Source organism: Lentzea sp. NPDC036955 (assembly GCF_055608005.1).
Genome location: NZ_JBVJRC010000016.1, coordinates 1 through 26161, shown reverse-complemented (window position 1 = coordinate 26161; position 26161 = coordinate 1). Strand labels below are relative to the sequence as shown.

Below are 26161 nucleotides of genomic sequence, written 5' to 3'. Positions count from 1 at the left end.
CCGCGTTCTCGACGCGGGGCCCTCCGTTCTTCAGCCGGTCTTCAGGAAACCTACGAGCGCAGCATCTCCGCGACGAGGAACGCCAGCTCCAGTGACTGCTGGGTGTTCAGGCGCGGGTCGCAGGCCGTCTCGTAGCGGCCGGCCAGGTCGGCGTCGGAGATCTCCTGGGCGCCGCCCAGGCACTCGGTGACGTCCTCGCCGGTCAGCTCGATGTGGATGCCGCCGGGGTGGGTGCCCAGGCGCCGGTGCACCTCGAAGAAGCCCTGCACCTCGTCCACGATGCGGTCGAAGTGGCGGGTCTTGTAGCCGGTGCTCGACTCGTGGGTGTTGCCGTGCATCGGGTCGCACTGCCAGATGACCTTGTGGCCGCTGGCCTCGACCTTCTCCACGATCGCCGGGAGCACGTCGCGGACCTTCTGGTTGCCCATGCGCGAGATGAGCGTCAGGCGGCCCGGTTCGCCCCGCGGGTCGAGGCGCTCGACGTACTCCACGGCCATCTCCGGCGACGTCGACGGGCCGATCTTCAGGCCGATCGGGTTGGCCAGCAGCTCCGCGAACGCGATGTGCGCGCCGTCGAGCTGGCGGGTGCGCTCGCCGATCCACACGAAGTGCGACGACAGGTCGTACAGCCTGGGCTGCTCACCGGTGGTGTCCAGGCGCAGCAGGGCGCGCTCGTAGTCGAGCAGCAGCGCCTCGTGCGAGGCGAAGATCTCGGTGCCGTGCAGCGACTGGTCGGTGACCCCGCAGGCCGACATGAACCGCAGGCCGCGGTCGATCTCACCGGCCAGCGCCTCGTAGCGCTCACCGGCGGGCGAGGTGCGCACGAAGTCGCGGTTCCAGTCGTGCACGCGGTGCAGGTCGGCCAGACCCGCGCCGGTCAGCGCCCGCAGCAGGTTCATCGCGGCACCGGCGTTGGCGTACGCGCGGATCATGCGGCCGGGGTCCGGGACACGGGCCTCGGGCGTGGCCACCAGGGAGTTGATGATGTCGCCGCGGTAGGACGGCAGGCCGAGGGCGTCGATGTTCGACGAACGCGGCTTGGCGTACTGGCCGGCGATGCGGCCGACCTTCACCACCGGCAGGCTCGCGCCGTAGGTCAGGACCACGGCCATCTGCAGCAGGGTCCGGATGTTCGCGCGGATGTGCGGCTCGGTGTTGTCCGCGAACGTCTCCGCGCAGTCACCACCCTGCAGCAGAAACGCCTGACCGTTCGCGACCTGCGCCAGTTGCGTGTGCAGCCGGTCGATCTCGGCGGGCACGGTGATCGGCGGCACGCTCTCGAGCACCGTCCGCACACGACGCACCTGTTCGGCGTCGGGCCACTCCGGCTGCTGGGCGGCCGGGCGCGACAGGGCGTCGTCCAGGCGCTTGCGCATCTCGGGAGGCAGCGGCGGAAGCTCGGGAAGCGTGTCGATGGGCACGTCCACGGTCCAGTTCACGCTGCTCAGCTTAGTTGTTCCACACTGAGAGACCGGGTCGGCCCTGTCAGCCGCCCGCCGAAGATCACGACCGCGGCCACGACCGGTTGACGAGCGGCTTTGCCCGGTCGTCTGTCAGTTGTCAACGATCGGCAGCGGCAGCTGGCCTCTGCCCTGTTGAGACGTCACATTGCATGATTGCCACATGAATGCCACCCGATTGGATGACCGCACCGCGGCCCGGCTGCTGGCCATCGCGATCGACAACGTCCAGCGCGACCACCCCGTGCACTGGACCCACGTGATCGACAACGACGACCGGCTGGTGCCGCAACGGGTGCTGCACCCGGTGTTCGCCGGGTCGTTCGACTGGCACTCCTGCGTGCACCAGACGTGGCTCGCGGTGCGGCTGCTGCGGTTGCGGCCGGAGCTGGAGGGCGCGGACCTGGCGCGGGACGTGCTGGACAAGCTGATCACGCAGGACAACTGCGCCGTGGAGGCCGCGTTCTTCGCCTCGCCGGCGGGCCGGTACTGGGAGCGGCCCTACGGGTGGGCGTGGTTGCTGCTGCTCGACGCGGAGCTGCGGTCGTCCGGGCTGCCGTGGTCGGTGGCGCCGATCGCGGACGTGCTGCGCGACCGGTGGCTGGAGTGGGTCTCGGCGGCCCGGTTGCCGATCCGGACGGGGACGCACAGCAACACGGCGTTCGCGACCGGGCTGGTGTTCGACGCGGCCCAGGCGAACGGCGACACCGAGCTGGTCACCGCGTGCGCCGAGGCGGCGTTGCGCTGGCACGGCGACGAGAAGGCGTACGGCGGGTTCGAACCGGACGCCGCCGACTTCCTGTCCCCCGCGCTGACGACGGCCGACCTGATGCGGCGCGCGCTGGGCACCGGCGAGTTCGCCGCCTGGCTCGACGCCTACCTGCCGGAGCTGGACGCGGAACGGTGGCGGTCGCTGCGTGAGCCGTTCCCGGTCGACGACCCCAGCGACCCGTACGGCTCGCACCTGGCCGGGCTCGCGTTGTCGCGCGCCTGGAACTGGGAGGCCATCGCCGACGCGGTGCCGGCCGGGCACCGGTACGTGGACCTGGCGCGCACGGCTTCCGCCGCACACCGCGAAGCCGGGTGGACCTACGTGTTCGGCGGCCACGGCTACATGGCCGACCACTGGCTCGGCACCTTCGCCGCCTACCTCGACGTCAAAGCCTTCTGACCAGCACAAATCGCCGCTCATGCAAAAGACGTTTGCGGTCGTCCGCAAACGTCTTTTGCACAACTGATATATCGGTTGCCCGTGAGCTACCGGGTCAGGCGCCGAAGAAGACCTCGGCCTCTTCGTAGCGCTCGGCCGGGACGGTCTTGAGCTCGGCCGTGGCCTCGGAGAGTTTCACGCGCACGATCTCGGTGCCGCGCAGCGCGACCATGGTGCCGAAGTCACCGGCGGCGACGGCGTCGACGGCGTGCAGGCCGAAGCGCGTCGCGAGCACGCGGTCGTAGGCGGTCGGCGTACCACCGCGCTGGATGTGGCCGAGGACGGCCGCGCGGGACTCCTTGCCGGTGCGGTCCGCGATCTCCTCCGCGAGCCACTGGCCGACACCGCCGAGGCGGACGTGGCCGAACGCGTCGCGCTCACCGGAGTGCAGCACCTCGGCGCCGCCCTCGGGGATCGCACCCTCGGCGACGACGATGATCGGCGCGAACTCGCTCTCGAAGCGGCGCTCGACGTGCTCGACGACCTTGTCGACGCTGAACGGGCGCTCCGGGACGAGGATGACGTTCGCGCCACCGGCGAGACCGGAGTGCAGCGCGATCCAGCCCGCGTGCCGGCCCATGACCTCGACGACGAGCGCACGGTGGTGCGACTCGGCCGTGGTGCGCAGGCGGTCGATGGCCTCGGTCGCGATGTGGACGGCCGTGTCGAAGCCGAACGTGTAGTCCGTGGCGCCGAGGTCGTTGTCGATCGTCTTCGGCACGCCGACGACGCCGATGCCGTCGTCGGTCAGGCGCTTGGCGACACCGAGGGTGTCCTCGCCGCCGATCGCGATGATGGCGTCGACGTTGTTCGCCGCGATGGTCTCGCGGATGCGGTCGACACCGCCCTCGACCTTGTAGGGGTTCGTGCGCGACGAGCCCAGGATCGTGCCACCGCGGGTCAGGATCTCCTCGACGTCCGCGAGGTCGATCGACTTGGTGAGGTTCTCGATCGGGCCCTGCCACCCGTTGCGGAACCCGACGATCTCCCAGCCGTGTGCCTTGATGCCCTTGCGGACCACGGCCCGGATCACGGCGTTCAGACCGGGGCAGTCACCACCGCCAGTGAGCACACCGATGCGCATCTGCTTCCCCATCTCTCGTGTTCTGTGTCACGCAGACTTTCACGAGCTGTATCGGTGCAGCAATGCGGGTCTCACTTACCGGACCGGAAAACCGGTTTTCTGCCGGTGTTCCTCGATCACCTTCCAGCGCGCGAGGTTGTGCCGCGCGTCGGCCAGGGCGTCGTGGGCGTCGGCGGGAGGGGCGGGCAGCTTGGGGCGGCCGACGTCGTCCCAGCGTTGCCGCAAGTCGCGGGTGAACCGGGGCAGGGCGCGCGGCAACGCCGGCATGGCGCCCCACAGCTGCGCCAGCGCCACGTGGTCGTAGGCGGCGAACCACGCCCACAGCTCGACGTCGTCGCGCGCGGCGTTGCGGGCGCCGAGGAAGTCGAGCAGGTCCTCGCGGATGCGGGCGCGGCTGCGCCACGCCTTGTCCGCGGGTGAGGGCAGCTGGTTGAGGACGTTCTGCCGCACCCACGGACCCGCGCGCTCGGGGTCGAACTCGGTGGACACGGCGTAGAACTCGCGGCCTTCCTCGTCGACCACACCGATCGACACCAGGTCGATCGTCACCCCGTCCTCGATGAACTCACAGTCGTAGAAGAACCGCACCGCGACACCCTAGGGTGCCGCTCAGCTCGCCTTCTTCTCGGGCACCCGGTCGGCCTTCCCGCCCTGCTCGGACGCGTTGCCGGGCAGCTCCTTGGCCTTGGCCGCGTAGACGTCGACGTACTCCTGGCCGGAGAGCTCCATGAGCGCGTACATGATCTCGTCGGTGATCGACCGCAGCACGAACCGGTCGCCGGACAGGCCCTCGTAGCGCGAGAAGTCGAGCGGCTTGCCGATCTTGATGCGGATCGGGTGCGGCTTCCACATCCTCGAGCCGATGGGGTTGGCCTTGTCCGTGCCGAACATCGCCACGGGGATGACCGGCGCACCGGACTCCAGCGCGATCCACGCGACCCCGACCTTGCCCTTGTAGAGGCGGGCGTCGGGCGAACGGGTGCCCTCGGGGTAGATGCCGAGCAGCTTGCCCTCGCGCACGATCCGCACACCGGTGTCGAGGGCGCCCTGCGCGGCGGAGGCGCTGGACCGGTCGATCGGCACCTGGCCGACGCCGGAGAAGAACCACTTCTGCAGCTTGCCCTTGATCCCCGTGCCGGTGAAGTACTCGATCTTCGCGGGGAAGGTGACCCGCCGCGACAGCATCAGCGGCAGGAAGAACGAGTCGGAGACGGCGAGGTGGTTGCTCGCCAGGATGGCGCCACCCTCCTTGGGGATGTTCTCGGCGCCCTCGATGATCTTCGGCTGGAAGAACAGCCGCAGAACCGGTCCCAGGAGGACGTGCTTCATCAACCAGTACAGCACTTTGGGAAGCGCCTCCCTAGACCCCGCGAACCTTGATCCCGGCAACCAGCCTACGGAGCCGACCGCTGCTCACACAACGAGTCCCGCGGTTGTGCGTCACGGGCGTGACTGAGCCGACTGCCGTAACCCGCAACACATCCGCTCCGTGCAACGATGAGGGGTCAGAGGGTTGCGGCACATGGAGAGGCTCTGGATGAACGCCCGGCGCGACTCGACCGACGGCCCCGAGAACGTCGACGAGCTCTTTGCCGAGATCGTCGCGGGTCTCGAGCGGGACGGGGTCGGCAAGGACTGGCTCGACCTCGACGAGGCGGGCACGGAGGACGTGAGGACGCGGACCGAGGACCGGGACGACCCGGCCGAGGACGTGCTCTCCGAACCGGAGGACGACGACCGCGACCGGTCCGAAGCCGACGAGCACTACGTGCCGCCGGAGCCGCCGCCGTTCCCGGTGCTGCGCGCCTCGACGATCGTGGCGCTGCTGATCCTGGTGCTGGGCATCGTGCTGCTGGTGGCCCCCGGGCTCTTCGGGCTGCACGCGAGCCTGGGCACGCCGCTGTCGCTCGTGGCCCTGTGCGCGGGCATCGGCCTGCTGATCCTGCGCATGCGCAACACCCCGCCGCCGGACTCGGGCTGGGACGACGGCGCCCAGGTGTGACACCTCACGGCCGGGTCGGTAACGGCGTGATAACGGCCACTCACACCTTCAGATAACGTTTCGGCGGTGCTTATGGTGCCGGCATGGACCAGATGCAGCACCTGATGATGGCCCGCGCCCTGGCGACCCTGGGCAAGAAGGACGCCGACCGCGCCAAGCGCCGCCGGCCGCGCATCCTGCGCGTGCTCGGCCGCTGACGCCCAGACCACCGCTTCTCCGAGCTGACGCAGGGGTCCCCCGCGAAGGGGGACCCCTTGCTTTCATTCTCCTCGCGAAGACCGACAGTCCCGCGGCCCTCGACAGGCAGAACCGGGCATTTCGGACCGAGTGTTCGCGGCGGGCGAACAGACCCCGACACGCTCGCCGCGACACTCCTCTCGCGATATATCAGCTGGCCTCAGCTAGCCCCACAGCTCTTAGCTACCGCCGCAACCAGTAACCAGACGCCGCCGAGCCCAAGCTGACCTGCTGCTTTGCAACGAGTCTTTTGACGACGTCCGCAAAAGAATCGTTGCAAAGGTGAGGCGAGTGACGGTCAGTCGTAGGACGACGAGCAGTGCGGGTGGAGGGCGCTCGGCTTGTGGACGGCGTCGCGGCCGCTCTTGGCGCTGCGGACGCGGTACTGCGGCTCGTCCTCGGACGCCTTCACCTTGCGGCCGGCGGCCTGCTTCTCGGTGGTGATCTCCTCCTCCACCTCGCCGTGGGTGCGGCTGCCGTGACTCGACCACTCGACCTCGTCGCCGGGCTTGTACGGGTGCTCGCTCATCGTCCGACCCTTCGTCGCGTTGCGTCGTTCGGCGTAACCACGGGTACCCGGCCGCCAGGGATCGACACGGAGGAGAGGACACGCACGTGGGTGACGAGGAGCAGACGCGCAAGGAGTTCGGCGAGGCCGTGAACATGACCGCGAGCCAGCTGGAGAAGTGGCTCGGCACCGCCGAGTCGAAGGAGGTCGGTGACAAGAGCGGCGGCGAGTCGACCGGGCACGCGTCCGGTCGCCGCATCGTCGCGCTGCTGCAGGCGAAGAAGGCCGACCTGACCGATGACGACTACGGGCACATGCGCAAGGTGGTCGGCTACGTGCACCGCCACCTCGCCCAGCGGCCCGACCAGCCCACCAGCGAGATCGAGAGCAGCCGGTGGCGCTACTCGCTCATGAACTGGGGCCACGACCCCCTGAAGAGCTGACTCAGGGGCGGTGGTGGTTGCGGGCCATCGACGACACCGTCTCGCGGGCCAGGGTCGCCGCACCGACGATGCCGGCGTCGTCGCCGAGCTGCGCGGTGCGGATCCTGGCCAGCGGGCGGTGACCGGCGCCGGTCACGACGGCGGCGTAGCGCTCGCGGGCGTCGTCGAGGAACAGCGGCGCCGACTCCGACACCCCTCCCCCGATGACGATCACCTCGGGGTCGTAGACGTCGGCGACCAGCGCCAGGCCCTCGCCGAGCCAGCGCGCCAGGTCGGCCATCGCGCGTTGCGCCAGCGGGTCACCGTCGCGTGCGGCACCGGCGACCCGACGACCCGTCACGGCGCGTGAGTCGCCTGCGGCCTCACGGCCGAGCACGGTCGAGATGCCGGGGTGCTTGGCCAGCAGCTCCACGGCGGTCGCACTCAACGCCGTCCCGCTGCAGTAGCGCTCCCAGCAGCCGTTCTTGCCGCACGGGCACGGACGGCCGTCGGGCACCACGCGCAGATGACCCAGCTCGGGTGCAACGCCGTACGCACCGCGGAACACCTCGCCGTCCAGCAGCAGGGCCGCGCCGATACCGGTCCCGATGGCCACCAGAACAGCGGTCTTGGCGCCGCGAGCGGCACCGAAGCGGTGTTCGGCCAGCGCGGCGGCGTTCGCGTCGTGTTCCAGCACGACGGGCAGGCCGAGGCGGTCGCTCATGCGGTCGGCGACGTTCGTCTGCCGCCACGCCAGGTGCGGCGCGAACCGCACCGTGCGGCGGTCCGAGGCGATGAACCCGGCGACGGCGAGGCCGACGGCGTCCACCGCGTGCCGGGCCGCGACCTCTTCCACGGCGGCGACGAGCGCGTCTTCGAGAGCGCGTTCACCAGCGGGTGTCGGTGCGCGCGAGGTGTCGAGCACGGACCCACGCGCGTCCACGACACCAGCGCGCACACTGGTGCCCCCGATATCGACTCCGACGGTGAGCACTAGTCGGTCTTCCTGACGACCTTGATGTGCTGAACGCGCTGGCCGGCGTCAGCGGGTTCGGCCGGTTCGGCCGGTTCGGCCGGTTCGGCCGGTGCGGGCGTGCCCGGTTCGCGCAGAGCGGCCCGCAGCACCGCCACCAGCCCGGCGGCGTGCTCCGCGGCCTTCGCGGCGAGCTCGGAACGGTCGCCGCGCAGCAGTGCGACGCCGTTGCACACCGGGCACCAGCCGCACGTCTCCGGCGCGTGCGCGCCATCGCCCGCTTCGGCCACGCGCTGCAGCCACGGCTGCATTCGCTCGGCGGCGGTGTCGATGAGCAGCCGCAGCTCCTCGGCGAGCTTGCCGTTGTTCTCGGTCATGAAAAACTCCTGATCAGCGCCACGAGGTCAACGCCACAGCGCCGGGTCCGGCCGGAACCCCACCGTCACGCCGGCCGAGTCCATCTCCGCACCGGTCACGATGCAGCGCCTCAGCAACGAGGGCAGCGCCACGAGCCGACGCCGGCCATCGACGGTCAACGCCAGGTCGTCGCCCACGCGCGCAAGGTCCAGTTCCGTGTCATCGGCCAGCGGCAACGCGATCCGCAGCGAGTATCGGGCGTCGAGCCCGCGTCCGCTGCCCGACACCTCCAGCAGCGACTCCGACACCGCGGCACCGGGCAACGGGTCCTCGTCGCCGTACAGCTGCGCCGCGACCTCCAGCAACGCCGTCACGCCCACGGGTTCGGACGCGCGGTGGTCGACCGTGCGGATCTCGCCGATGCCGGTCAGCTCGGCGAGCACCGCGTCCTGCTCGTGCCGCCGGGTCCGCAGCCACGTGGCGGCCGCGCCGCGCGCCGGTCCCGGTGACGGCACCAGCCGGTTCGCGATCACGCTGTCGACCCGGATCCCCTGCAGCGCCAACGCGGTCAGCGTCCGCCGGGTCTCCGCGGCGACCACGCGTTCGGGCGTGAGCACCAGCCGCACCGAGCACGAGGACGGGTCCGCGAGCATCGACCGCAGCGCGTCCAGCCGCTCCGCCAGCCGGCTCAGCGCGTCCGCCGTCGCGTCCCACTTCTCGACGGTGCCGGTACCCGCGACACCGGCCAGCAGGCCGCGCACCACGCGCCGGTGCGTCGGGAAGAGCCTCTCCAGGTAGCCGGCGAACGCCTCGGGCAGCGACAGCAGCCGCAGCGTCTCCGCCGTCGGACCGCAGTCGACGACCACGACCTCCCACGGCCCGGCCGCGGCGAGCCTGCGCACCTCCGCCAGCGCGAGGAGCTCCTCCACGCCCGGCAGGACGGTCAGCTCCTCGGCGTCGAGCTCGTCGACCCCGGCGCCGGCCAGCACGGTGCGCAGGTGCCCGCGCAGATCACCCCAGGCGTCGTCGACGAGTCCGCGGGGGTCGATCTGGCAGGCGAACAGGCCGCCTGCACCGTCCACTTCGGACGGGGCGGCACCCAGGCGCACGTCGAGCGCGTCGCCCAGGGAGTGCGCGGGATCGGTCGACACCACGAGCGCCTTGCGGCCGTGCGCCGCGAGCGTCGCCGCCGTCGCGGCGGCCAGGGTGGTCTTGCCGACCCCGCCCTTGCCGGTGAAGAGCAGGACCCGGCTCAAGCCGCCTTCTCCGCGCGCTTCTTGAGCTCCTTGAGCGCGGTGTCGAGGATCAGCTTCTCGGCCTTGCGGCGGAACAGCCCGATCATCGGGATCACCAGCTGCACCGACAGCGTGTAGGTGACCTTGGTGCCGGTCCCCGACGGCTCCAGCACGTAGCTGCCGTGCTGCGACTTCTGCATGGTGCCCTTGACGAGGTCCCAGCGCACCGAGAGGCCGTCGGGCGCCCAGTCGTACCTCAGCGTGTACTCGTCCTTCACGGGACCCTGGTCGATCGCGAACCGCACCTGCTCGGCGCGGCCGTCGTCGCGGGTGTCGAGGACCTCGACCTCCTTCATCCCGTTCGCCCAGTCCGGGTACGACGGGAAGTCCGCGATGATCGCCATGATCTTCTCAGGCGGCGCGTCGATGACGATGGACTGAGTGGACTCGTCGGCCATGGAACAGGAGGCTACTCGCGTCTTTACCAGTTGAGGACGTGAGGCTTGCCGCTGCGCTGGAAGTGCCCGACGTTGATGCACTCGGTGTAGCCGACGCGCACCCGGCGGGCCAGCGGCTGGTGCACGTGCCCGAACACCGACCAGCGCGGGCGTTCCCGCACGATCTTGTCCAGCGCCGGCCGCGAGCCCCACTCCGGGCGGCGCGCGACGACGTCGTAGGTCAGGTCGGGGACCTGCGGCGGGATGTGCGTGCACAGCACGTCGACCTCCCCCATCCGGTCCAGCGCGGCCGCCATGTCCTGCTCGGTGCGCAGGTACGGGAACCACGGCGCGTCGGGGTTGCGCACGTGTCCCGGCATGAGCAGCCCGCCGCCCGCGAACCCGAACCGCAGCCCGCCGATCTCCACCGCGGCGCCGTCGACGACGTGCACGCCGTCGCGGGCGAACCGCGGCCACAGGTGCGGACTGTCCACATTGCCCGGTGTCGCGTACGTCGGCGCGGACATCGCCCCGAACAACGCGTGGTACTGCTCCAGCACCGCTTCCTCCACGACCGCGCGGGCGTCGTCCAGACCGTCCCACAGGGACCGGACGTAGCCCGCGGTGTCGGCGCGCCGGGTGCCGCGGCGCAGCTCCGCGAAGACCCCGACCTTCTCCGGGCCGAACACGCGGCCCATGATGCCCTTGGAGTGGTCGTAGTAGTCCACGAAGTCGATGAGGTCGCCCAGCACGACGAGCGCGTCCGCCCCGTCACCGGCACGCGCCAGCGCCTCCGCGTTGCCGTGCACATCCGAAACCACGTGAACCCGCACGGTCCCAACCTAGTTCAACGGGCGCACCGGGGTTTCACGAGACACGTGCCACTGTCGATCACCCGGCCGGAGGGCAGCCGGCCGGACGGCCGTCCTCCAGGGTCAGCTTGAGGCCGAGTGCCACGGACTTGGCGGCGAGCTGGCGGCGTTGCACCTCACGGCGCGCGCTGCGCGGAGTGAGCGACCCGGCGGGCGGATCAGCGCGGAGGAAGTAGTGCAGCAGGGTGCCGTCGAGCATCGGCTCGAGCCAGACCTCCATGGTGCCCACGAGCGCGCCGCCCACCGTCCAGCGCAGGCCCTCCTGGCCCCGGTCTGCGTAGACGTCGAGGTCCAGGTCCGGCCAGAACGCCCGCCACGACGACGGCACGGAGAAGGCTGCGGCGACCACGCTGGGCGGGACCGCCAGGAATGTCTCGTCGACGACGTCCACACTGGCCATGGGGTCAAAAGGTAACGGAAGGGCGTACCAACCTTTGTATCGCCGGAATCACACGCTAAGTTTCCCCACCAGTAACAAATCATCGTACGGAGGTTGACGTGCGCGAGTTCAGCGTCCCCGCCACCGCCGCAGTGGCTCCTGAGGAGAACCTCACCGACATGGTGTGGGCCAACGCGGAACGGTTCGGCAACGCCGTCAGCTTCCGCAGGCAGGTCGACGGCACCTGGGTCGACATCACCGCGCGGGACTTCGCCGCGCAGGTGATGGCGGTCGCCAAGGGCATGATCGCCGCCGGCCTGGAGCACGGCGACCGCGTCGGCCTGGTCTCGAAGACCCGCTACGAGTGGTCGCTGCTCGACTTCGCCATCTGGGCGGCGGGCGGCGTGGTCGTGCCGATCTACGAGACCTCGTCGGCAGGCCAGATCCAGTGGATCCTGTCCGACTCGGGCGCGAAGGCGGTGTTCGTCGAGGCCGCGCAGCACCGCGCGCTGGTCGACGAGGTCGTCGGCACGCTGCCCGAGCTGCGGCACGTGTGGCAGATCGAGGGCTCCGCGCCCGCCGTCGACGAGCTGACGGCGCTGGGTGCCGAGATCACCGACGAGCAGGTGCACGAGCGCCGCGGCCAGGTGAAGGCGGACGAGACGGCGACGCTCGTCTACACCTCCGGCACCACCGGCCGCCCCAAGGGCTGCACGCTGACGCACCGCAACCTGCTGTCCGAGGTGCGGTCGGCGCTGTCGCGGTTCCCGGAGATCCTCGCGGCCGGCAACTCGCTGCTGCTGTTCCTGCCGCTCGCGCACATCCTGGCGCGTGCCCTGTACCTCGCGTGCGTGTACTCGCGTGCCACGCTGGGCCACACCGCGGACGTGCAGAACCTCGTCGGCGACCTCGGCCAGTTCCGCCCGACGTTCGTCGTCGCCGTGCCGCGCGTGTTCGAGAAGGTCTACAACGGCGCCAAGCAGAAGGCGCACGCCGGCGGCAAGGGCAAGATCTTCGACGCCGCCGAGGCCACCTCGGTCGCCTACAGCCAGGCGCTCGACGACGGCGGCCCCGGCTTCGGCCTGCGGGTCAAGCACGCCGTGTTCGACAAGCTGGTGTTCTCGAAGCTGCGCGCCGCGCTCGGTGGCCGCGCGGTCGCCGCAGTGTCCGGTGGTGCGCCGCTGGGCGACCGGTTGTCGCACTTCTTCCGCGGCGCGGGCATCCCGGTCTACGAGGGCTACGGCCTGACCGAGACGTCGGCGGCGGCGTGCGTGACGTTCAAGGGCCAGGAGAAGGTCGGCACGGTCGGCCTGCCGGTGCCCGGCACGTCGGTGCGCATCGCCGAGGACGGCGAGATCCTCATCAAGGGCGACATCGTCTTCACCGGCTACTGGAACAACGAGGCCGCCACCGAGGAGGCGCTGGAGGACGGCTGGTTCCACACCGGTGACATCGGCGAGCTCGACGGCGAGGGCTTCCTGAGGATCACCGGGCGCAAGAAGGAGATCATCGTCACCGCCGGTGGCAAGAACGTCTCCCCCGCACAGCTCGAGGACCGCATCCGGGCGCACCCGCTGATCTCGCAGTGCATGGTCGTCGGCGACAAGCAGCCGTTCATCGGCGCGCTGATCACGATCGACCCGGAGTTCTTCCCGGCGTGGAAGGAGTCGCACGGCAAGCCGGCCTCGGCCGAGGTGCCCGACCTGGTCGAGGACCCCGACCTGCTGGCCGAGATCCAGGCCGTGGTGGACGAGGCGAACAGGTCGGTGTCCAAGGCGGAGGCGATCCGCAAGTTCCGCGTGCTGCCGGTGGACTTCACCGAGGCCGGTGGCGAGATGACGCCGTCGCTGAAGCTGAAGCGGTCGGTCGTGGCGAACACGTACGCCTCCGACATCGACGCGATCTACGCGAAGTAGGTCCTGAACAGCGCGAAAGGCCCAGGAGCTGGAAGAGAGCTCCTGGGCCTTTCGACCCCCAGCGATCGTGATCCGCGAACTTCCGCGGAACCCGAGAAGTGTTGTTGCCCCGGCCCCCCGACCGGGACGAGTAGAAGACTGCCGGACGGCGCTGACGTATCGCTGACGCGCCGATGTCACTCGGCGACAGCGCGCTAATAGGCTGTGAGTGAGACGGGATCATCCGGCGCGCGTAGGGGGAAGGCAATGACCTCGGGTCCGCAGTTCCGGCTGCTCGGCCCGATGGAGGTGCGCCTGGGCGACTCCGCCGTCCTGCTCCGCGCCGGCAAGCACCGGGCGTTGCTCGCGGCTCTGCTGCTGCGGCCCAACCGCGTGGTGCCCGTGACGGAACTGGTCGAGCACGTGTGGGGTGACGCGCCGCCCGCGCGGACGCGGGGCACGTTGCAGACGTACGTGATGCGGTTGCGTGCCGCACTGGGCGACCCGTCGCTGATCCAGACCGCCGCCGACGGCTACCGGATGCGCGTCGACCCGTTGGCCGTGGACGTCCACCGGTTCGCCGACGCGGCGGCACGCGGACGTGCGGCGGCGGCGAACGACCTGGTCAAGGCGCGGAAAGCGTTTGCTGAAGCGTTGGAGCTGTGGCGCGGGCCGGTGCTGTCGGACGTGCCTTCGGAGACGTTGTACGCCGAGCACGCGCCGCGGTTGACCGAGCTGCTGATGACCGTGCACGAGCAGCGGGTCGACGTGGAGCTCGCGCTGGGCAATCACGCGGACCTGGTGCCGGAGCTGTTCGCGCTGACGCGGGACCACCCGCTGCGCGAGCGGTTCTGGGGGCAGCTGATGCTCGCGCTGTACCGCAGCAGCCGGCAGGCGGAGGCGCTGGAGGCGTTCCGGCAGCTCGACCGGACCCTGGACGAGCAGCTCGGGATCGACCCGTCGGCCGAGCTGCGGGCGTTGCACCAGGCGATCCTGGTCCGCTCACCCGAGCTCGCGGCACCGGTGCCGGAACGGGCACCCGACCGCGCGCCGCCGTCACCGCTGCAGCTGCCGGCGGACACCCCGGACTTCACCGGGCGGGAACGGCACGTCGAGCGGATCACGGCGCTGGTCACCGGGGCACTGGGCAACGCGGTGCCGATCGTGACGCTGGCGGGGCCACCGGGGGTGGGCAAGACGACGCTGGCCGTGCGGGTGGCGCACGTGCTGCGGGACCGGTTCCCCGACGGGCAGCTGTACGTCGACCTGCGCGGATACGCGCTGGGCCCGCCCGCGGACGGGGTGGACGTGCTGTCGCGGTTCCTGCGGGCGCTGGGCGTGCCGCCGGACGAGATCCCACCGGACGCGGACGAGCAGAGCACGATGCTGCGGTCGTTGCTGTCGGGCCGGCGGGTGCTGCTGGTGCTCGACAACGCCTCCGCGCCCGACCAGGTGCGGGCGCTGCTGCCGGGGACGGCGTCGTGCCCGGTGATCGTGACCTCGCGCGACGACCTGCGCGGGCTGATCGCCATGAACGGCGCGCGGACCGTGCCGGTGGACGTGTTCACGCCGGGCGAGTCGGTGGCGTTGCTGGAGAAGCTGCTGGGACCGGGTGAGCACGCGGAGCTGGCCGCGCGGTGCGGGCACCTGCCGCTGGCGCTGCGGGTGGCGGCGGCGTACCTGGCCGGGCGCGACGACGTGACGATCTCGGGTTCGCCGATCGAGCTCGCCTACGCCGCGCTGCCACCGGCGCCGCAGCGGTTGTTCCGGTTGCTGTCGCTGGTGCCGGGACCGGACTTCACCGCGGAGGCCGCGTCCGCGCTGGCCGACGTGGACGCCGAGGGCCTGCTGACGGTGCTGGTGATCGCGAACCTGGTGGTGTCGCCCGCTCCGGGTCGCTACCGGTTCCACGACGAGCTGATGCACTACGCGGCGTCGCTGCGGGCGGAGCTGGACACGCCGGCCGAGCAGCAGGCGGCGCTGACGGCGTTGCTCGACCACTACGTGCGCGGCGCAGAACGCTGCGCCGAGCTGCTCTACCCCGGCATCCTGCGGCTGCCGTCGACGGCGTCGGGCCCGGTGCCGCGGATCTCGACGCAGGCCGACGCGCTGGCGTGGCTCGACGCCGAACGCCCGAACCTGACCGCCGCCATCCGGCACGCCGCCCTGCACGGCCCGGCCCCCGTGGCGTTCCAGCTGGCCGACGCGCTGCGCGGCTACCTGTGGATTGGCCAGCACGTCGGCGAATGGCTCGCGACCGCCCACCACGGCCTGCAGGCCGCCCAGGCGTCCGCGCACCGCCCGGCGGAGGCGGCGATGCACGCGAACCTCGGCACCCTCTACCTGCGGCTCGGCGAGTACGCGCGGTCCGTCGACCACCACAGCCGGGCCGTGGAGCTGTACCGCGCGCTGGGCGACAAGGACGCCGAGGCGGGCGTGCTGAACAACCTCAGCCTCGTCTACCGCCGCTCCGGTCAGCTCGGTGCCGCGAAGGACGCCCTGCTGCGCTGCCTGGAGATGCTGCGCTCGGAGGACAGCGTCAGCACGGGCCTGTACAACCTCGGTCAGCTGGCCGTCGAGCTGGGTGAGGTCGACGAGGCCGTGGAGCACTTCACCCAGGCCCTGGCGCTGGCGCCCAACGCCGACGGCCACACCTACCTCGGCATGGCGCTGCGCCTGCAGGGCCGTCACGACGAGGCCCGCGCTCACCTGACCCGTGCCCTGGAGATCGGCAACGTCCCCGCCGGCGAGGCCGAGACCCTGGAGAACCTCGCCGCCCTGGAGCTCGCCGAGGGCAACGCCGACCTCGCCCTCTCCCTCGCCTCACGCGCGCTGGCGCTGGTCGCTGACGGCGGTGACCAGCAGGTGGCGGCGTCGGTGCGGATCACGCTCGGCGAGGTCCACCGGGCGCTGGCCCAGCTCGACGGGGCCGTGGAGTACCTGGACCAGGCGCTCGCGACGGCCCGGCGCATCGGGTACGCCTCCGGCGAGGTGCGGGCGTTGATCGTGCTGGCGGCGGTGCGGCGCGACCTCGGGTCGGACGTGGAAGCTCGCTCGGCTGCCGCTGAGGCGATCCGGCGCAGCACCGAGCTAGGTCTGCACGCCCTGGAGACGCGAGCTCGCGCGCTCAGCTGAGACGCGCCGGCGCCAGCGAGCTGAGCTCAGCTGAAACGCGCCGGACCCAGCGAGCTTCAGCTCAGCGAGCTGGAGCTTGGTGAGCTGGAGCTTGGCATGAGCTGAGCTTGGCGCGAGCTATCGCGCCATATCCCATATCCAATACATCAGTCTGCTGACGACAGTTAGCTGCCAATGACAACGTTGTCATGTGTGACCAGCTGAGCATTGCCGCCCGTAGCTAGGCGATATATCGGGTATTGGATATGGCATATCGGATATCGGTCAGCCGATGAGCTGCTGGAGCCGGTGGGCGAGCTGGTCCCACTGCCAGTGGGTGCTCACCCAGTCCCGGCCGGCGCGGCCCATCTCGGTGGCCATAGCGGGGTCGGCGAGCAGGGCGGCGACCTTGGTGGCGACGTCGTCGACGTCGCGGCCGTCGACGACGTTGCCGGTGATGCCGTCGCGGACCGTCTCGGGTGCGCCGCCGGACCGTCCGGCGACGACGGGCAGACCGGTCGCGGACGCTTCGAGGTAGACGATGCCGAGGCCTTCGACGTCGAGGCCGCGGCCGCGGGTGCGGCAGGGCATCGCGAAGACGTCACCGGCGTTGTAGTGGGCCGGCAGCTCCTCCCACGGTACCGAGCCGGTCAGCACGACGTTGCCCGCCTGGCCGGTTTCGGCGACGAGGGCGTCGAGCTTCGCGCGGTAGGGGCCGCCGCCGACGATCAGCAGGGCCGCGTCCGGCACGGAGCGGCGGATCAGTGGGAGCGCGCGGATGAGGACGTCCTGACCCTTGCGCGGCACGAGGCGGGACACGCAGACGACGACCGGGCGGTCGCCGAGGCCGTAGCGGCGGCGGAGCTCCGCGCGTGCGGCCGGGTCGGGGCGGTAGAGGTCCGTGTCCACACCGGACGGCAGGTGTTCGAGGGCGGCGAGCGGGCCGAACGCCGCCGCGAAGCGGGAGCGGGTGTAGCGGCTGACGTAGGTCACGACGTCCACACCGGATCCGATGGCGCGCAACGCCTGGCTGGCCACGGGCAGCATCGACCAGCCGACCTCGTGGCCGTGGGTGCTCGCGACCGACCGGCTCAGGCCGAGGCGCGGTGCCAGCAGTGCGAGCGGGGCGGCCGCGCCGAACCAGGCGGCGTCGCACGACTCGGTGCGCGCGATGGCACGGGCGCGGCGCAGCACGTCGGGGGTCGGCAGCATCAGCGACGTCGGGTGCCGCACGACGGGGAACGGCTGGCGCGCGTCGAACTCGGCGTCGCCCTTCCACTTCGGCGCGTAGACCACGAGCGAGTCGGCGGGCAGGCGGGTCGCCAGTGCGTGCAGGTAGGCCTGGATGCCACCGGGGCGGGGCGGGAAGTCGTTGGTCACCAGCAAGGTTCGGCGCACGGACCAACGCTATCCGATCGTGGTCCGCAGGAAGTCGCGCCAGCCCGCCACGTCCACGGCGCGGGCGTCCACAGCGGACAGCGACGCGTTGCGCAGGAAGAACTCGACGACGCCGCGCTCCCCCAGCCGCGACTGCAGGTACACCACGACCGAGTACGCCTGCTGGTAGGCGAGGTCGCGGCCGGGGCCGGTGAAGTCGGTGGGCAACGCGGACACGTCGGCCGTCAGCAGCGGCGCTGCCTCCCGCAGCGGCAGGCCGGTCGCCTGGAACGCCACCCAGTCCGCGAACCCCTCCACCAGCCACAGCGGCGCCGAGTCCGACGTCTGGTCGCGGGTCGCGACGTGGGTGATCTCGTGCCGCAGCAGCACGCCCAGCTCCAGGTCCGACAACGGCGCCACCCGCACCCGGTTGAGCACCACCCGTTGCGCGGCGCCGTCGCGGATCGCGATGCCCGCCATGTCCTTGAACGCCGGCCCCACCAGCGACACCAGCTCGGCGTCCGAGGCGGGGATGACGACGTCGACGCGCCGCGACCAGCTCAGCCCACGACCGATATCCAATACATTGGATACGGCTGCTACCGCTTCGTCGAGCAACCCTTGCACCCGCGCCGCCAGCTCCCCGTCACAGGAACTGCTGGTCACCGTACCCATCGCCGCCGAGCGCGAGATTGCTGTGCAATCGGGTGTTGCGGTCGACGGCAACTCAACGGCGCTGGGGTGCAACGCCACGTTGAGGCTGAGCAGGAACGTGACGACGACCAGCACCGCCAACACCGTCCTGAAGCGCCTCACGCGCGCAACGCTAGCCGTCGATGCGACGAATGGCCGCGATGGGCCCGATGGCGTCGATCGGCGCGATCTTCACCGGCTGTCCCTCGGTGGAGGCGTGCACAGCGCGCGCGTTGTCGACCGCCATGGCCACGTGCGAGCGGCTGGCGTAGTAGATGATCAGGTCACCGGCTCGGACGTCGGAGCGCGACACCGCGCGTCCGACCGAGGCCTGTCCCCCGGACGTGCGGGGCAGGGCCACGTTCGCGGCGGCGTACGCCTTCATCGTGAGCCCGGCGCAGTCCCACTGGTCGAGCCCGGTGGCGCCGTAGCGGTACTCGTCCCCGCGCTGCTCCAGCGCGAACTGCAGCGCGATCCCGGCGGCACCACTCGGCACGCTGACCCGCGACCGGTCGCCCGGATCCCGCAGCTGCTGCACGACCGGCGCGGGCAGCCGTGCCAGTGCCGTGCGCACTTCGTCAACCTGGCCCTGCAACGCCCGCTTGCGGGCCTCCAGGTCGGCCTTCAGCCGTTCCGCCGCCTCGGTGGCCGCGGCGGCACGCGAGCGCGCGTTCTCCGCCACCTGGTGGGCCTGCCGCGCCTTCTCCACCGCGCCGGACAGCCGCGCGAGCGAGTCGGCCTTGTCCTCGGCCAGGATTCGCATCATCTCGAGCCGCAGCAGGAAGTCCTGCTGCGAGTCCGCGACGAGCAGCGCGGAGAGCTGGTTGAACCGCGCGCCCTCGAACGACGCCTCAGTCAGCAGGTCGACCTGGCCGCGGAAGCCCTCCTCGTCGGCCTTGGCCTGCACCTCGATCTGCTGCGCCGCCGCGACGTCCGCCGTGGCGCGTTCGAGCTCGGCCCTGCGCAGCGTGAGGTCCTCCTGCGCGCGCAGCACCTCCTCGTTCAGCTTGGTCGCCTGCTCGGTCAGCTGGGCGTACCTGCGGGCGGGGTCGGCGGGTTGCGCTGCCGAGGACACCGCCGGGGCGGCGCAGCAGAGCAGCACGACAACCAGAGCACCGCGGGTGAGCTTGCGCGACAGCACGTCGCCGATCCCCTTCGCGTCACACAGTTCCAAGATCGACGCGAGCAGGCTACCGCGTGACTAAACGCGACCGAGCCGGGCCAGCAACACCGCGGACGGCACCGGGTGCGCACCACGCCGGCGCACCGAGTCGGCGACCGCGCGATCCGACGTCACCACCACCACCGGCCGCCCCTCCGGCTCGGCGGTGACCAACGCGCGAATGACGTCATCAGCGAGAACACCGGGATCGCTGAAGAGCACCCGCACGCCGCGAGGCGCCGCCGCGGGCACGGCGACCACTCCGGCGCCGTCGAACACCAGCGTCACCTCGGCACCGGTGCGCGCGGCGAGCACCGCGAGCTGGTGCACGAGCCGGTCGCGCTGATCGGACAACGACAGCTCCGGGTAACCGGTCTTCGTGACGTTGTAGCCGTCCACGACGAGGTGCACGGCCGGCAACGCCAGCAACCGGTCCAGCGCCGCCGGGTCCTCCACCCGTCCCACCGCGCCCTGCGACGCCGACGCACCGCGCACGAGGTCGGCGGGACGCGGTCCGGAGCCGCCCAGCGCCAGCTCCCGCCGCAGTCCCGTCACCGCGCCGTCGAGGGTGTCCACGAGCAGCGCGAGCCGCACCTCGTCGGCCTGCCGGGCCTCCCGCGCCGACTGCCGGGCGACCTCGGCGTCCGCGATCGCCCGTTGCGCCTTGCCCCGCTCGGTCTCCGCACGTTCCCGTTCCCGGTCGCGTTCCGCGGTCAGCCGCTTGAGCTCCTCGGCCGTGCGTTCCCGCACGCGTTCGACCTCGGCCGCCGCCGCCTCGGCCGCGTCCTTGGCCTCGCGCAGCTTCACGCCCTGTTCGCGCAACCGCTTGCGCAGCCGTTCCAGCTCGACCTCGGCGTCCGCGCGCACGCGTTCGGCGGCGCCGTCGAGCTGGCTGCGTTCGGCGCGCAGCCGTTCGAGCTCGCCCTCCAGCCGTTCCGAGCGCACGACCGCCGCGTCCCGCTCGGCCCGCAGCGTCGCGTCGCCGACCCGCCGCGACACCAGCTCCACGTAGTGCGGTGCGACCTCGTCCCCGGTCAGCACGGCGGCCGCGGCGGCGGCCACCGGGTCCGGCGAGGTCACCTCCAGCGTCGATGGCCGGTTCTTGCGCAGCCACTCCACGACGGCGGTGCGGAAGTTCGCCGAGTCGCGCAGCCCGGCCACGACCTGTGCGCCGCCGAGCCGGGCGCGTTTGGTCGGCGCGAACTTGGCCACGGGCCGCAGGTGCTGCGGCACGTCGACCTTCGCCATCTCCCCGAGGGCGTCGGCGCCGAGCTCCGCGAGCCGCATCCGCAGCGGCTCCGGCAGCGCACCCCAGTCCACAGTGGACTCGCCCACCTCGTCGGCGGGCGGGTCGTACTCGGGCTCGGGCATCGGGTCTGGCACCGTTACAGGCTAGAGCCCCCGCGCTTGAGCAGCGCACGGACATCTCCGGCCTCCGGCACGCCGATCTCCTCGAAGATCGCCAGGGCCTGCTCCCACGCGCCTTCGCGACCGTGTCCGAGCACCTGCAGTGAACGGGCTTCACCGAGTCGGCAGCCGTTACGTCGATGCAGGTCAACGGCCTCCTGGGCGAACTTCAGCGCCCGGTCGGGATCATCGGCCAGGTGCAGCGTCGCCAACGCGGTCAGCGCCGTGCCCTCGATCAGGCCGTAGCCGTGCTCCCGTGCCATGGCCAGCGCCTGGTGCAGGTGTTCGGCGCGGCCCGTTGCCCTTCCGAGACCCGCGAGCGCCTGCGCCTCGCCGTGTTTGTAGCCGATGCGCTGGGCAACGGACACCGCACGCCGGTACTCCTCCTCCGCGGCCGGATCACCGAGCCGCAGCAGCGCGGCGCCGATGCTGTGCCGTGCGTCGACCTCGCCGCCGGGGTCGTTCACCTCCAGGGCGATCTGCAACGCCTCCCGGCCGGCCTCCACCGCCAGGTCGAGCCGCCCGGCCTCGCGGTGCACGGCGGAGACGTCGTCGAGCAGGTACGACTCCAGGCCGCGCTGGCCCAGCGCCCTGATGTCCACCAGCGCCTGCTCGAACGTCACCACCGCCTCGTCCAGCCGCCCCAGGTCGCGCAGCGCACAGCCCAGCTCGGCGATCGGGCGCCCGTTCTTCACGCCGATCTGCTGGTAGAGCGCGAAGGACCGGCGGTGGTGTGCCTCGGCGTCCCGCAATCGGCCGCGCATCCAGCACGTGGACCCGAGCTGGGACAACGCGTGCGCCTCCCGCCGCAGCTGCCCCAGCTCGTGGCTGAGCTCGGCGACCCTGAGGTAGCTCTCGGCGGCGCGGTCGGTGTCGCCGACCTCGCGGGAGACGTGGCCGAGGACCGTGAGGAACCGGAGCGTGCCGGCGGGCCAGTCGTCGCGTTCGGCCAGGTCGAGCGCCTGCTGGACCAACCCCAGCGCTTCGCTGGAACGACCGGAGTACATGCGTGCGATCGCCTCGCTCGCGAGTGCCGCCGCCTCGCCGCGCATCTCCCCCTCTTGCCGTGCGGACGCAAGCCCGGCCTCGCGCACCACGGCCCAGCTCGCGTGATCACGGCGTGCGGCGAAGAAGCTGTGCGTCGCGTCGGCGAGCCGCCAGGCGAACGGACCGGTGGCGGCGATCGCGACGAGGTTGGTCTTCTCGGCGACCAACCAGGCCAAGGCCTCCGCCGACGTCTCGAACGTGCGGCCGTCCGTTGCCTCGAACAGCACGTCGTCGGCGACGTAACACATGCGCGAGGCGTTGGCCGCTGTACCGATGTGCCACAACGCCAGCCGTGCGCGCAGTGCGTTCGTCTCCTCCTCCGTCAGCAGATCACGTGCGTACAGGCGCACGAGGTCGTGGAGGTGATAGCGATCACCTTGGCGTTCCACGAGGTTCGCCGTGACCAGCTGGTCGAGGCCGGTGCCGAGCAGTGCGGCCACCTCGGCCGTGAAGTCGTGTCCTGCGATGGCGCCCAACCGCCTGAACAGCTCTTGTGCTGCTGCGGGCAGCGAACGGAACGAGAGGTCGAGTGCTGCGCGCACGGCGAGACGTTCGTCGTCGTCGACTCGCAACGCCGCGAGCCTGCCTTCTTCTTCGCGCAGCTCGTCGACCAGGTCCGCGACCGATCCGGTGGCGTTCGCCGCGGCGATCCTCAGCGCGAGCGGGAGGTGGCCGCACAACCGGGCCAGCTCGGGCAGCTCGGGTGCGTCGCCGAGCATGCCGCGCAGCAGCGCGACGGCCTCCTCCGGCGCCATGACGTCCAGCAGCACCGGCCACGCGTCGAGACCGGAGAGCCGGTTGCGGCTGGTGATCACGACGCGGCAGCCCTCCGCGCCGGGCAGCAGCGGTGCGACCTGGGCGGCGGTCGCGGCGTTGTCCAGCACGACCAGCATCCGCCGGTCGCGCAACAACATGCGGTAGAGGTCGGTCTGCTGCTCCAGCTGCTGCGGGATGCGCGGCCCGGCGATGCCCAGTGCGCGCAGGAACCGCGCCAGCACGTCGCCGGGCGGCAACGGCGGGGTGTCCCGGTCGAAGCCGCGCAGGTTCGCGTAGAGCTGGCCGTCGGGGAACTGGTCGGCGACCGTGTGCGCGTGGTGCAGCGCCAACGCCGTCTTGCCGACGCCTGCTGTGCCGTCGATCGCGGTGATGACGACCGTTCGCCCGATGGCGCCGAGCTCGGCCAACGCGGACGCACGGCCGGTGAAGTTCGGCAGGTCCGCGGGGAGCTGGTGCGGCACAACGCGCTGGGTCGGCTCCGGTGTGACGCCCCGCAGCTCACGCGGGCGTTGGCGGTGCGGGTAGCGGTCGACCAGGTCGGCCAGCTCGGCGGAGACGTCCTCGCCGAGGCGCAGCCGGCGTTCCAGGTGGTCCTCGACGACCTCCAGGCGCTCCTCCTCCAGTGCGGCGCGGACATCGCTCCACGGCGGGGCCGCGGGCAGGTCCGCGAGGGGTTCCTGCTGCCACAACGCCAGCGCTGCTTCGAACAAACGGGCCGCTGCCGCTTCGTCGTCCAGAGCGCGCGCGTTCGCGACGAGGTGGCGGAAGTGGTGCAGATCGACGTCGTCAGGTCCTGCTTCGAGCACATAGCCGTCTGCGCGCGTGGAGACCACTATGCCGTCCAGCGCCTGCCGCAACCGGAAGACGTGCTGGTGCAGCGCGTTGACGTGCATGGGCTTCTCGTCGGCACCCCACATCGACTCGATCAGGCGTTCCGACCGCACCACGTGGCCGGGCTGCAGGGCGAGCGCCGCGAGCAGCGACCGCTGCCGGACGCTGAGGGGCAGGCCGGAAGGTCCCAGGAGCGTGATCCGCACACCGGTGAGGCTAGCTCCAAAAATTGTCAGACCCCGTCGCTAACGTCACCGGGGTGACCGGTCAACTGTCCTTCGACGAGCTCGGGACGCCGCTGCGCGACACGACGTTCGTCGTCTTCGACCTGGAGACGACGGGAGGGAGCGCCGAGCAGGACGCCGTCACCGAGATCGGCGCGGTGAAGGTGCGCGGCGGCGAGGTGATCGGCGAGTTCGCCACGCTCGTCGACCCCGAGCGCGGCATCCCGCCGCAGGTCGCGCAGCTGACGGGGATCACGCAGCTGATGGTGACCGGTGCGCCCCGGATGCAGACGGTGCTGCCCGCGTTCCTGGAGTTCGCGGCCGGAGCGGTGCTGGTCGCGCACAACTCCGGGTTCGACGTCGGGTTCGTCAAGGCGGCGTGCGAGCGGCAGGGCTACCGGTGGCCGAAGCCGCCGGTGGTGTGCACGGTGCGACTGGCGCGACGGGTGCTGAGCCGCGACGAGGCGCCATCGTGCCGCCTGTCGGCGCTGGCGGACCTGTTCCACACGCGGACCCGGCCGACGCACCGGGCACTGGCCGATGCGCGCACCACGGTCGAGGTGCTGCACGCGTTGCTGGAGCGCGTGGGCAACGTGGGGGTGCACTCGCTGGAGGAGCTGCTGGCGTACCTGCCGGAGGTGACGCCGGAGCAGCGCCGCAAGCGCTCCCTGGCCGCACACCTGCCGTCGGTGCCCGGCGTGTACCTCTTCCGCGGGCCCAAGGAGGAGGTGCTGTACGTCGGCACGGCGTCGGACCTGCGGCGGCGGGTGCGGCAGTACTTCACCGCGAGCGAGGGCAGACGCCGGCTGCGCGAGATGGTCGCGCTCGCGGTGCGGGTCGACGCCGTCGAGTGCGCTCATTCGCTGGAGGCCGAGGTGCGCGAGCTGCGGCTGCTGCGCGCGCACCGCCCCGCGTACAACAAGAGGTCGAAGAACCCGCACCACGCGTGGTGGCTGGTGCTGACCGACGAGCCGTTCCCCCGGTTGTCGCTGGTCCGCACCCCGCGCGACGGTGCGCTGGGCCCGTTCCGCACCCGCCGTGCGGCCGAGTCGGTGGCGGACGCGCTGCTCGACGCCGTGCCGCTGCGGTCGTGCACGCTCAAGATCCCGGCCACGAACCAGCGCGCCTCGCCGTGCGCCCTGGCCGAGCTCGGCCGCTGCCAGGCCCCCTGCGCAGGCCGGCAGACCGTGGAGGAGTACTCCCCCGCCGTCGTGGCGGTGCGCGACCTGGTCGTGGGCCGCAACGCGGACCCGTTGCGCGGTCTCGCGGAGCAGCTCGGCTCCCTGGCCACTGCCGAGCGCTTCGAGGAGGCCGCCACCCGCCGCGACCGCCTCGCGGGCCTCGTCCGCTCGCTGGACCGCGCCCAGCGCCTCGCCGCGCTGGCCGCCCTGCCGCAGCTCGTGGCCGCCCGCCCGGACCGCGACGGTGGCTGGGAGTTCTCAGTCGTCCGCTACGGCCGGCTGGCCTCGGCCGGTGTCGCCCGCCGCGGCACCCGCCCGATGCCGGTGGTCGACGCGCTGGTGGCCTCGGCGGAGACGGTCATCCCGACCGCGGGCCCGTTGCGCGGTGCGCCGCCGGAGGAGACCGGGGTGGTGCTGCGCTGGCTCGACCAGCCCGGTACCCGCCTGGTGTACGCGGACGAACCGTGGGCCTCACCGGCCGGTGCGGCGGCGGCGTGGGTGCCGTGGGCTGAGCAGGCGTCGAGCGCACGCCCGCTGGTGGACCGCTGGCACTGAGGCGGTCCGGTGCGCGGGAGGTCGGTGTCGCGGGAGCGTGCGGAGTTCGTGGCGCTCGCGATCAGCGGGTAGGGCAGACTACGGGTGCTTTGGTACCCGTAGTGAGACCCGAGGAGGACGCCGTGGTCACCGCCATCGTGCTGATCCAGGCCGCCGCCGAGCGCATTCCCGAGGCGGCGCAGGAGATCGCCGACATCGACGGAGTCACGGAGGTGTACTCCTGCGCCGGTGACGTGGACCTGATCGCGCTGGTCAAGGTCAGCAAGCACGAGGACCTCGCCGCGCTGGTGCCGGGCAAGATCAGCAAGGTCGAGGGCGTGCTGAACACCGACACGCACATCGCGTTCCGCAGCTACTCGAAGCGGGACGACGAGGCGGCGTTCGCGATCGGCCTGGACGACGCGCAGTAGCCGAAGACGCATGCGAAAAGCCCCCGTGGAGATCGTCCACGGGGGCTTTTCACTGCTTCAGCAGGCTCAGGCCTTGGGGTCGGAGGGCTTGCCGGCCAGCTCACCCGCGGTGTCCTCGGCGCTGAGGCCTTCGGAGACGTGCGCCCTGCGGCGTGCGTTCTCCAGTGCCACGGTCTCCTCGACCGGGTCCGGCGACCACGTGCTGCCCGCGACCGGATGCCCGGCCGAACCGAGCTTGTTCATCTTCTTCGGCACCGACGCACCCTGATAGGCCAGGGGGATCGGGTGGCCGTGGTCGTCCACCGGGCCCAG

The 26161-nt window shown here is 71.5% G+C and carries 23 protein-coding genes and 1 pseudogene; 7 read left to right on the top strand and 17 right to left on the bottom strand.

The genetic code is table 11. The annotated features are described in order from the left end of the window. Window positions 1–50 precede the first annotated feature (50 nt). A complete protein-coding gene (locus ACZ7CF_RS39040; RefSeq protein ID WP_360398560.1) occupies window positions 51–1439 on the bottom strand; it encodes a class II 3-deoxy-7-phosphoheptulonate synthase in 1389 nt (462 codons plus the stop codon). Window positions 1440–1623: 184 nt separating this feature from the next. Here ACZ7CF_RS39040 and ACZ7CF_RS39035 point away from each other — a divergent pair, with 184 nt between their 5' ends. Beyond that, window positions 1624–2631, top strand: coding sequence for a DUF2891 domain-containing protein (locus tag ACZ7CF_RS39035; RefSeq protein ID WP_470372197.1), 1008 nt, complete (start codon window positions 1624–1626; stop codon window positions 2629–2631). A 94-nt stretch (window positions 2632–2725) separates the two neighbouring features. Here ACZ7CF_RS39035 and ACZ7CF_RS39030 read toward each other — a convergent pair whose 3' ends face one another. From ACZ7CF_RS39030 to ACZ7CF_RS39020, 3 genes are all read right to left on the bottom strand, one after another. Then, entirely contained in the window at window positions 2726–3754 is a 1029-nt protein-coding gene (locus ACZ7CF_RS39030) for a 6-phosphofructokinase (RefSeq protein ID WP_360398612.1), read from the bottom strand. 75 nt (window positions 3755–3829) lie between these two features. Next, window positions 3830–4342, bottom strand: coding sequence for a polyadenylate-specific 3'-exoribonuclease AS (locus ACZ7CF_RS39025; RefSeq protein ID WP_360398564.1), 513 nt, complete (start codon window positions 4340–4342; stop codon window positions 3830–3832). Between the two features lie 21 nt (window positions 4343–4363). Beyond that, the gene (locus ACZ7CF_RS39020) at window positions 4364–5098 is read right to left on the bottom strand and encodes a lysophospholipid acyltransferase family protein (RefSeq protein ID WP_360398566.1); all 735 of its coding nucleotides are present in this window, start codon (window positions 5096–5098) and stop codon (window positions 4364–4366) included. A gap of 178 nt (window positions 5099–5276) precedes the next feature. On the opposite strand from ACZ7CF_RS39020, the gene ACZ7CF_RS39015 reads away from it, so the two are divergent. Next, on the top strand, window positions 5277–5756 hold the full coding sequence (locus ACZ7CF_RS39015; protein ID WP_360398568.1) for a hypothetical protein: 480 nt from the start codon (window positions 5277–5279) through the stop codon (window positions 5754–5756). Window positions 5757–6291: 535 nt separating this feature from the next. Here the strand turns inward: ACZ7CF_RS39015 and ACZ7CF_RS39010 are convergent. Then, window positions 6292–6522 carry a hypervirulence associated TUDOR domain-containing protein gene (locus ACZ7CF_RS39010; RefSeq protein ID WP_360398570.1) on the bottom strand — a complete coding sequence of 77 codons (231 nt, stop codon included), beginning with the start codon at window positions 6520–6522 and terminating at the stop codon, window positions 6292–6294. 86 nt (window positions 6523–6608) lie between these two features. Here ACZ7CF_RS39010 and ACZ7CF_RS39005 point away from each other — a divergent pair, with 86 nt between their 5' ends. After that, window positions 6609–6944 carry a DUF3140 domain-containing protein gene (locus ACZ7CF_RS39005; protein ID WP_360398572.1) on the top strand — a complete coding sequence of 112 codons (336 nt, stop codon included), beginning with the start codon at window positions 6609–6611 and terminating at the stop codon, window positions 6942–6944. Between the two features lies 1 nt (window position 6945). On the opposite strand, the gene ACZ7CF_RS39000 is transcribed toward ACZ7CF_RS39005, so the two are convergent. From ACZ7CF_RS39000 to ACZ7CF_RS38975, 6 genes are read right to left on the bottom strand one after another with little or no spacing between them, the layout of a single operon-like run. Further along, the gene (locus ACZ7CF_RS39000; RefSeq protein WP_470372196.1) at window positions 6946–7917 is read right to left on the bottom strand and encodes an ROK family glucokinase; all 972 of its coding nucleotides are present in this window, start codon (window positions 7915–7917) and stop codon (window positions 6946–6948) included. Then, the gene (locus ACZ7CF_RS38995) at window positions 7917–8273 is read right to left on the bottom strand and encodes a hypothetical protein (protein ID WP_470372195.1); all 357 of its coding nucleotides are present in this window, start codon (window positions 8271–8273) and stop codon (window positions 7917–7919) included. The genes ACZ7CF_RS39000 and ACZ7CF_RS38995 overlap by 1 nt, the downstream gene beginning before the upstream one ends. Before the next feature lie 27 nt (window positions 8274–8300). Next, complete coding sequence (locus ACZ7CF_RS38990; RefSeq protein WP_458433759.1) at window positions 8301–9509, bottom strand: ArsA family ATPase; 1209 nt, start codon at window positions 9507–9509, stop codon at window positions 8301–8303. Beyond that, window positions 9506–9946 (bottom strand): SRPBCC family protein, encoded by a 441-nt coding sequence (locus ACZ7CF_RS38985; protein ID WP_360398580.1) that lies wholly within the window; start codon window positions 9944–9946, stop codon window positions 9506–9508. Before ACZ7CF_RS38985 ends, ACZ7CF_RS38990 begins: the two co-directional genes overlap by 4 nt. A gap of 23 nt (window positions 9947–9969) precedes the next feature. Beyond that, window positions 9970–10758 (bottom strand): metallophosphoesterase family protein, encoded by a 789-nt coding sequence (locus ACZ7CF_RS38980; RefSeq protein WP_360398582.1) that lies wholly within the window; start codon window positions 10756–10758, stop codon window positions 9970–9972. Window positions 10759–10816: 58 nt separating this feature from the next. Then, window positions 10817–11197: a polyketide cyclase / dehydrase and lipid transport gene (locus tag ACZ7CF_RS38975; RefSeq protein WP_470372194.1), complete on the bottom strand. Its 381-nt coding sequence runs from the start codon at window positions 11195–11197 to the stop codon at window positions 10817–10819. Between the two features lie 98 nt (window positions 11198–11295). Between ACZ7CF_RS38975 and ACZ7CF_RS38970 the strand changes: the two genes are divergently transcribed. After that, window positions 11296–13092 (top strand): AMP-dependent synthetase/ligase, encoded by a 1797-nt coding sequence (locus ACZ7CF_RS38970; protein ID WP_360398586.1) that lies wholly within the window; start codon window positions 11296–11298, stop codon window positions 13090–13092. A gap of 246 nt (window positions 13093–13338) precedes the next feature. Continuing rightward, entirely contained in the window at window positions 13339–16206 is a 2868-nt protein-coding gene (locus ACZ7CF_RS38965) for an AfsR/SARP family transcriptional regulator (protein WP_458433761.1), read from the top strand. Window positions 16207–16470: 264 nt separating this feature from the next. On the opposite strand, the gene ACZ7CF_RS38960 is transcribed toward ACZ7CF_RS38965, so the two are convergent. The 5 genes from ACZ7CF_RS38960 to ACZ7CF_RS38940 form a co-directional block, all read right to left on the bottom strand. Continuing rightward, window positions 16471–17583 carry a glycosyltransferase family 4 protein gene (locus ACZ7CF_RS38960; protein ID WP_458433762.1) on the bottom strand — a complete coding sequence of 371 codons (1113 nt, stop codon included), beginning with the start codon at window positions 17581–17583 and terminating at the stop codon, window positions 16471–16473. Between the two features lie 9 nt (window positions 17584–17592). Continuing rightward, window positions 17593–18237: a basic secretory protein-like protein gene (locus tag ACZ7CF_RS38955; protein WP_470372267.1), complete on the bottom strand. Its 645-nt coding sequence runs from the start codon at window positions 18235–18237 to the stop codon at window positions 17593–17595. Window positions 18238–18388: 151 nt separating this feature from the next. Further along, window positions 18389–19429 (bottom strand): C40 family peptidase, encoded by a 1041-nt coding sequence (locus ACZ7CF_RS38950; protein ID WP_470372193.1) that lies wholly within the window; start codon window positions 19427–19429, stop codon window positions 18389–18391. A gap of 27 nt (window positions 19430–19456) precedes the next feature. Then, on the bottom strand, window positions 19457–20788 hold the full coding sequence (locus tag ACZ7CF_RS38945) for an NYN domain-containing protein (protein ID WP_360398614.1): 1332 nt from the start codon (window positions 20786–20788) through the stop codon (window positions 19457–19459). 14 nt (window positions 20789–20802) lie between these two features. Beyond that, entirely contained in the window at window positions 20803–23685 is a 2883-nt protein-coding gene (locus tag ACZ7CF_RS38940; RefSeq protein ID WP_470372192.1) for an AfsR/SARP family transcriptional regulator, read from the bottom strand. A 53-nt stretch (window positions 23686–23738) separates the two neighbouring features. Between ACZ7CF_RS38940 and ACZ7CF_RS38935 the strand changes: the two genes are divergently transcribed. Continuing rightward, entirely contained in the window at window positions 23739–25439 is a 1701-nt protein-coding gene (locus tag ACZ7CF_RS38935; protein WP_470372191.1) for a DEDD exonuclease domain-containing protein, read from the top strand. 122 nt (window positions 25440–25561) lie between these two features. Then, window positions 25562–25849, top strand: coding sequence for an Lrp/AsnC family transcriptional regulator (locus tag ACZ7CF_RS38930; RefSeq protein ID WP_360398600.1), 288 nt, complete (start codon window positions 25562–25564; stop codon window positions 25847–25849). Window positions 25850–25915: 66 nt separating this feature from the next. Here the strand turns inward: ACZ7CF_RS38930 and ACZ7CF_RS38925 are convergent. Continuing rightward, a pseudogene (locus ACZ7CF_RS38925) lies at window positions 25916–26161 on the bottom strand (cytochrome bc1 complex cytochrome b subunit); the annotation flags it as partial.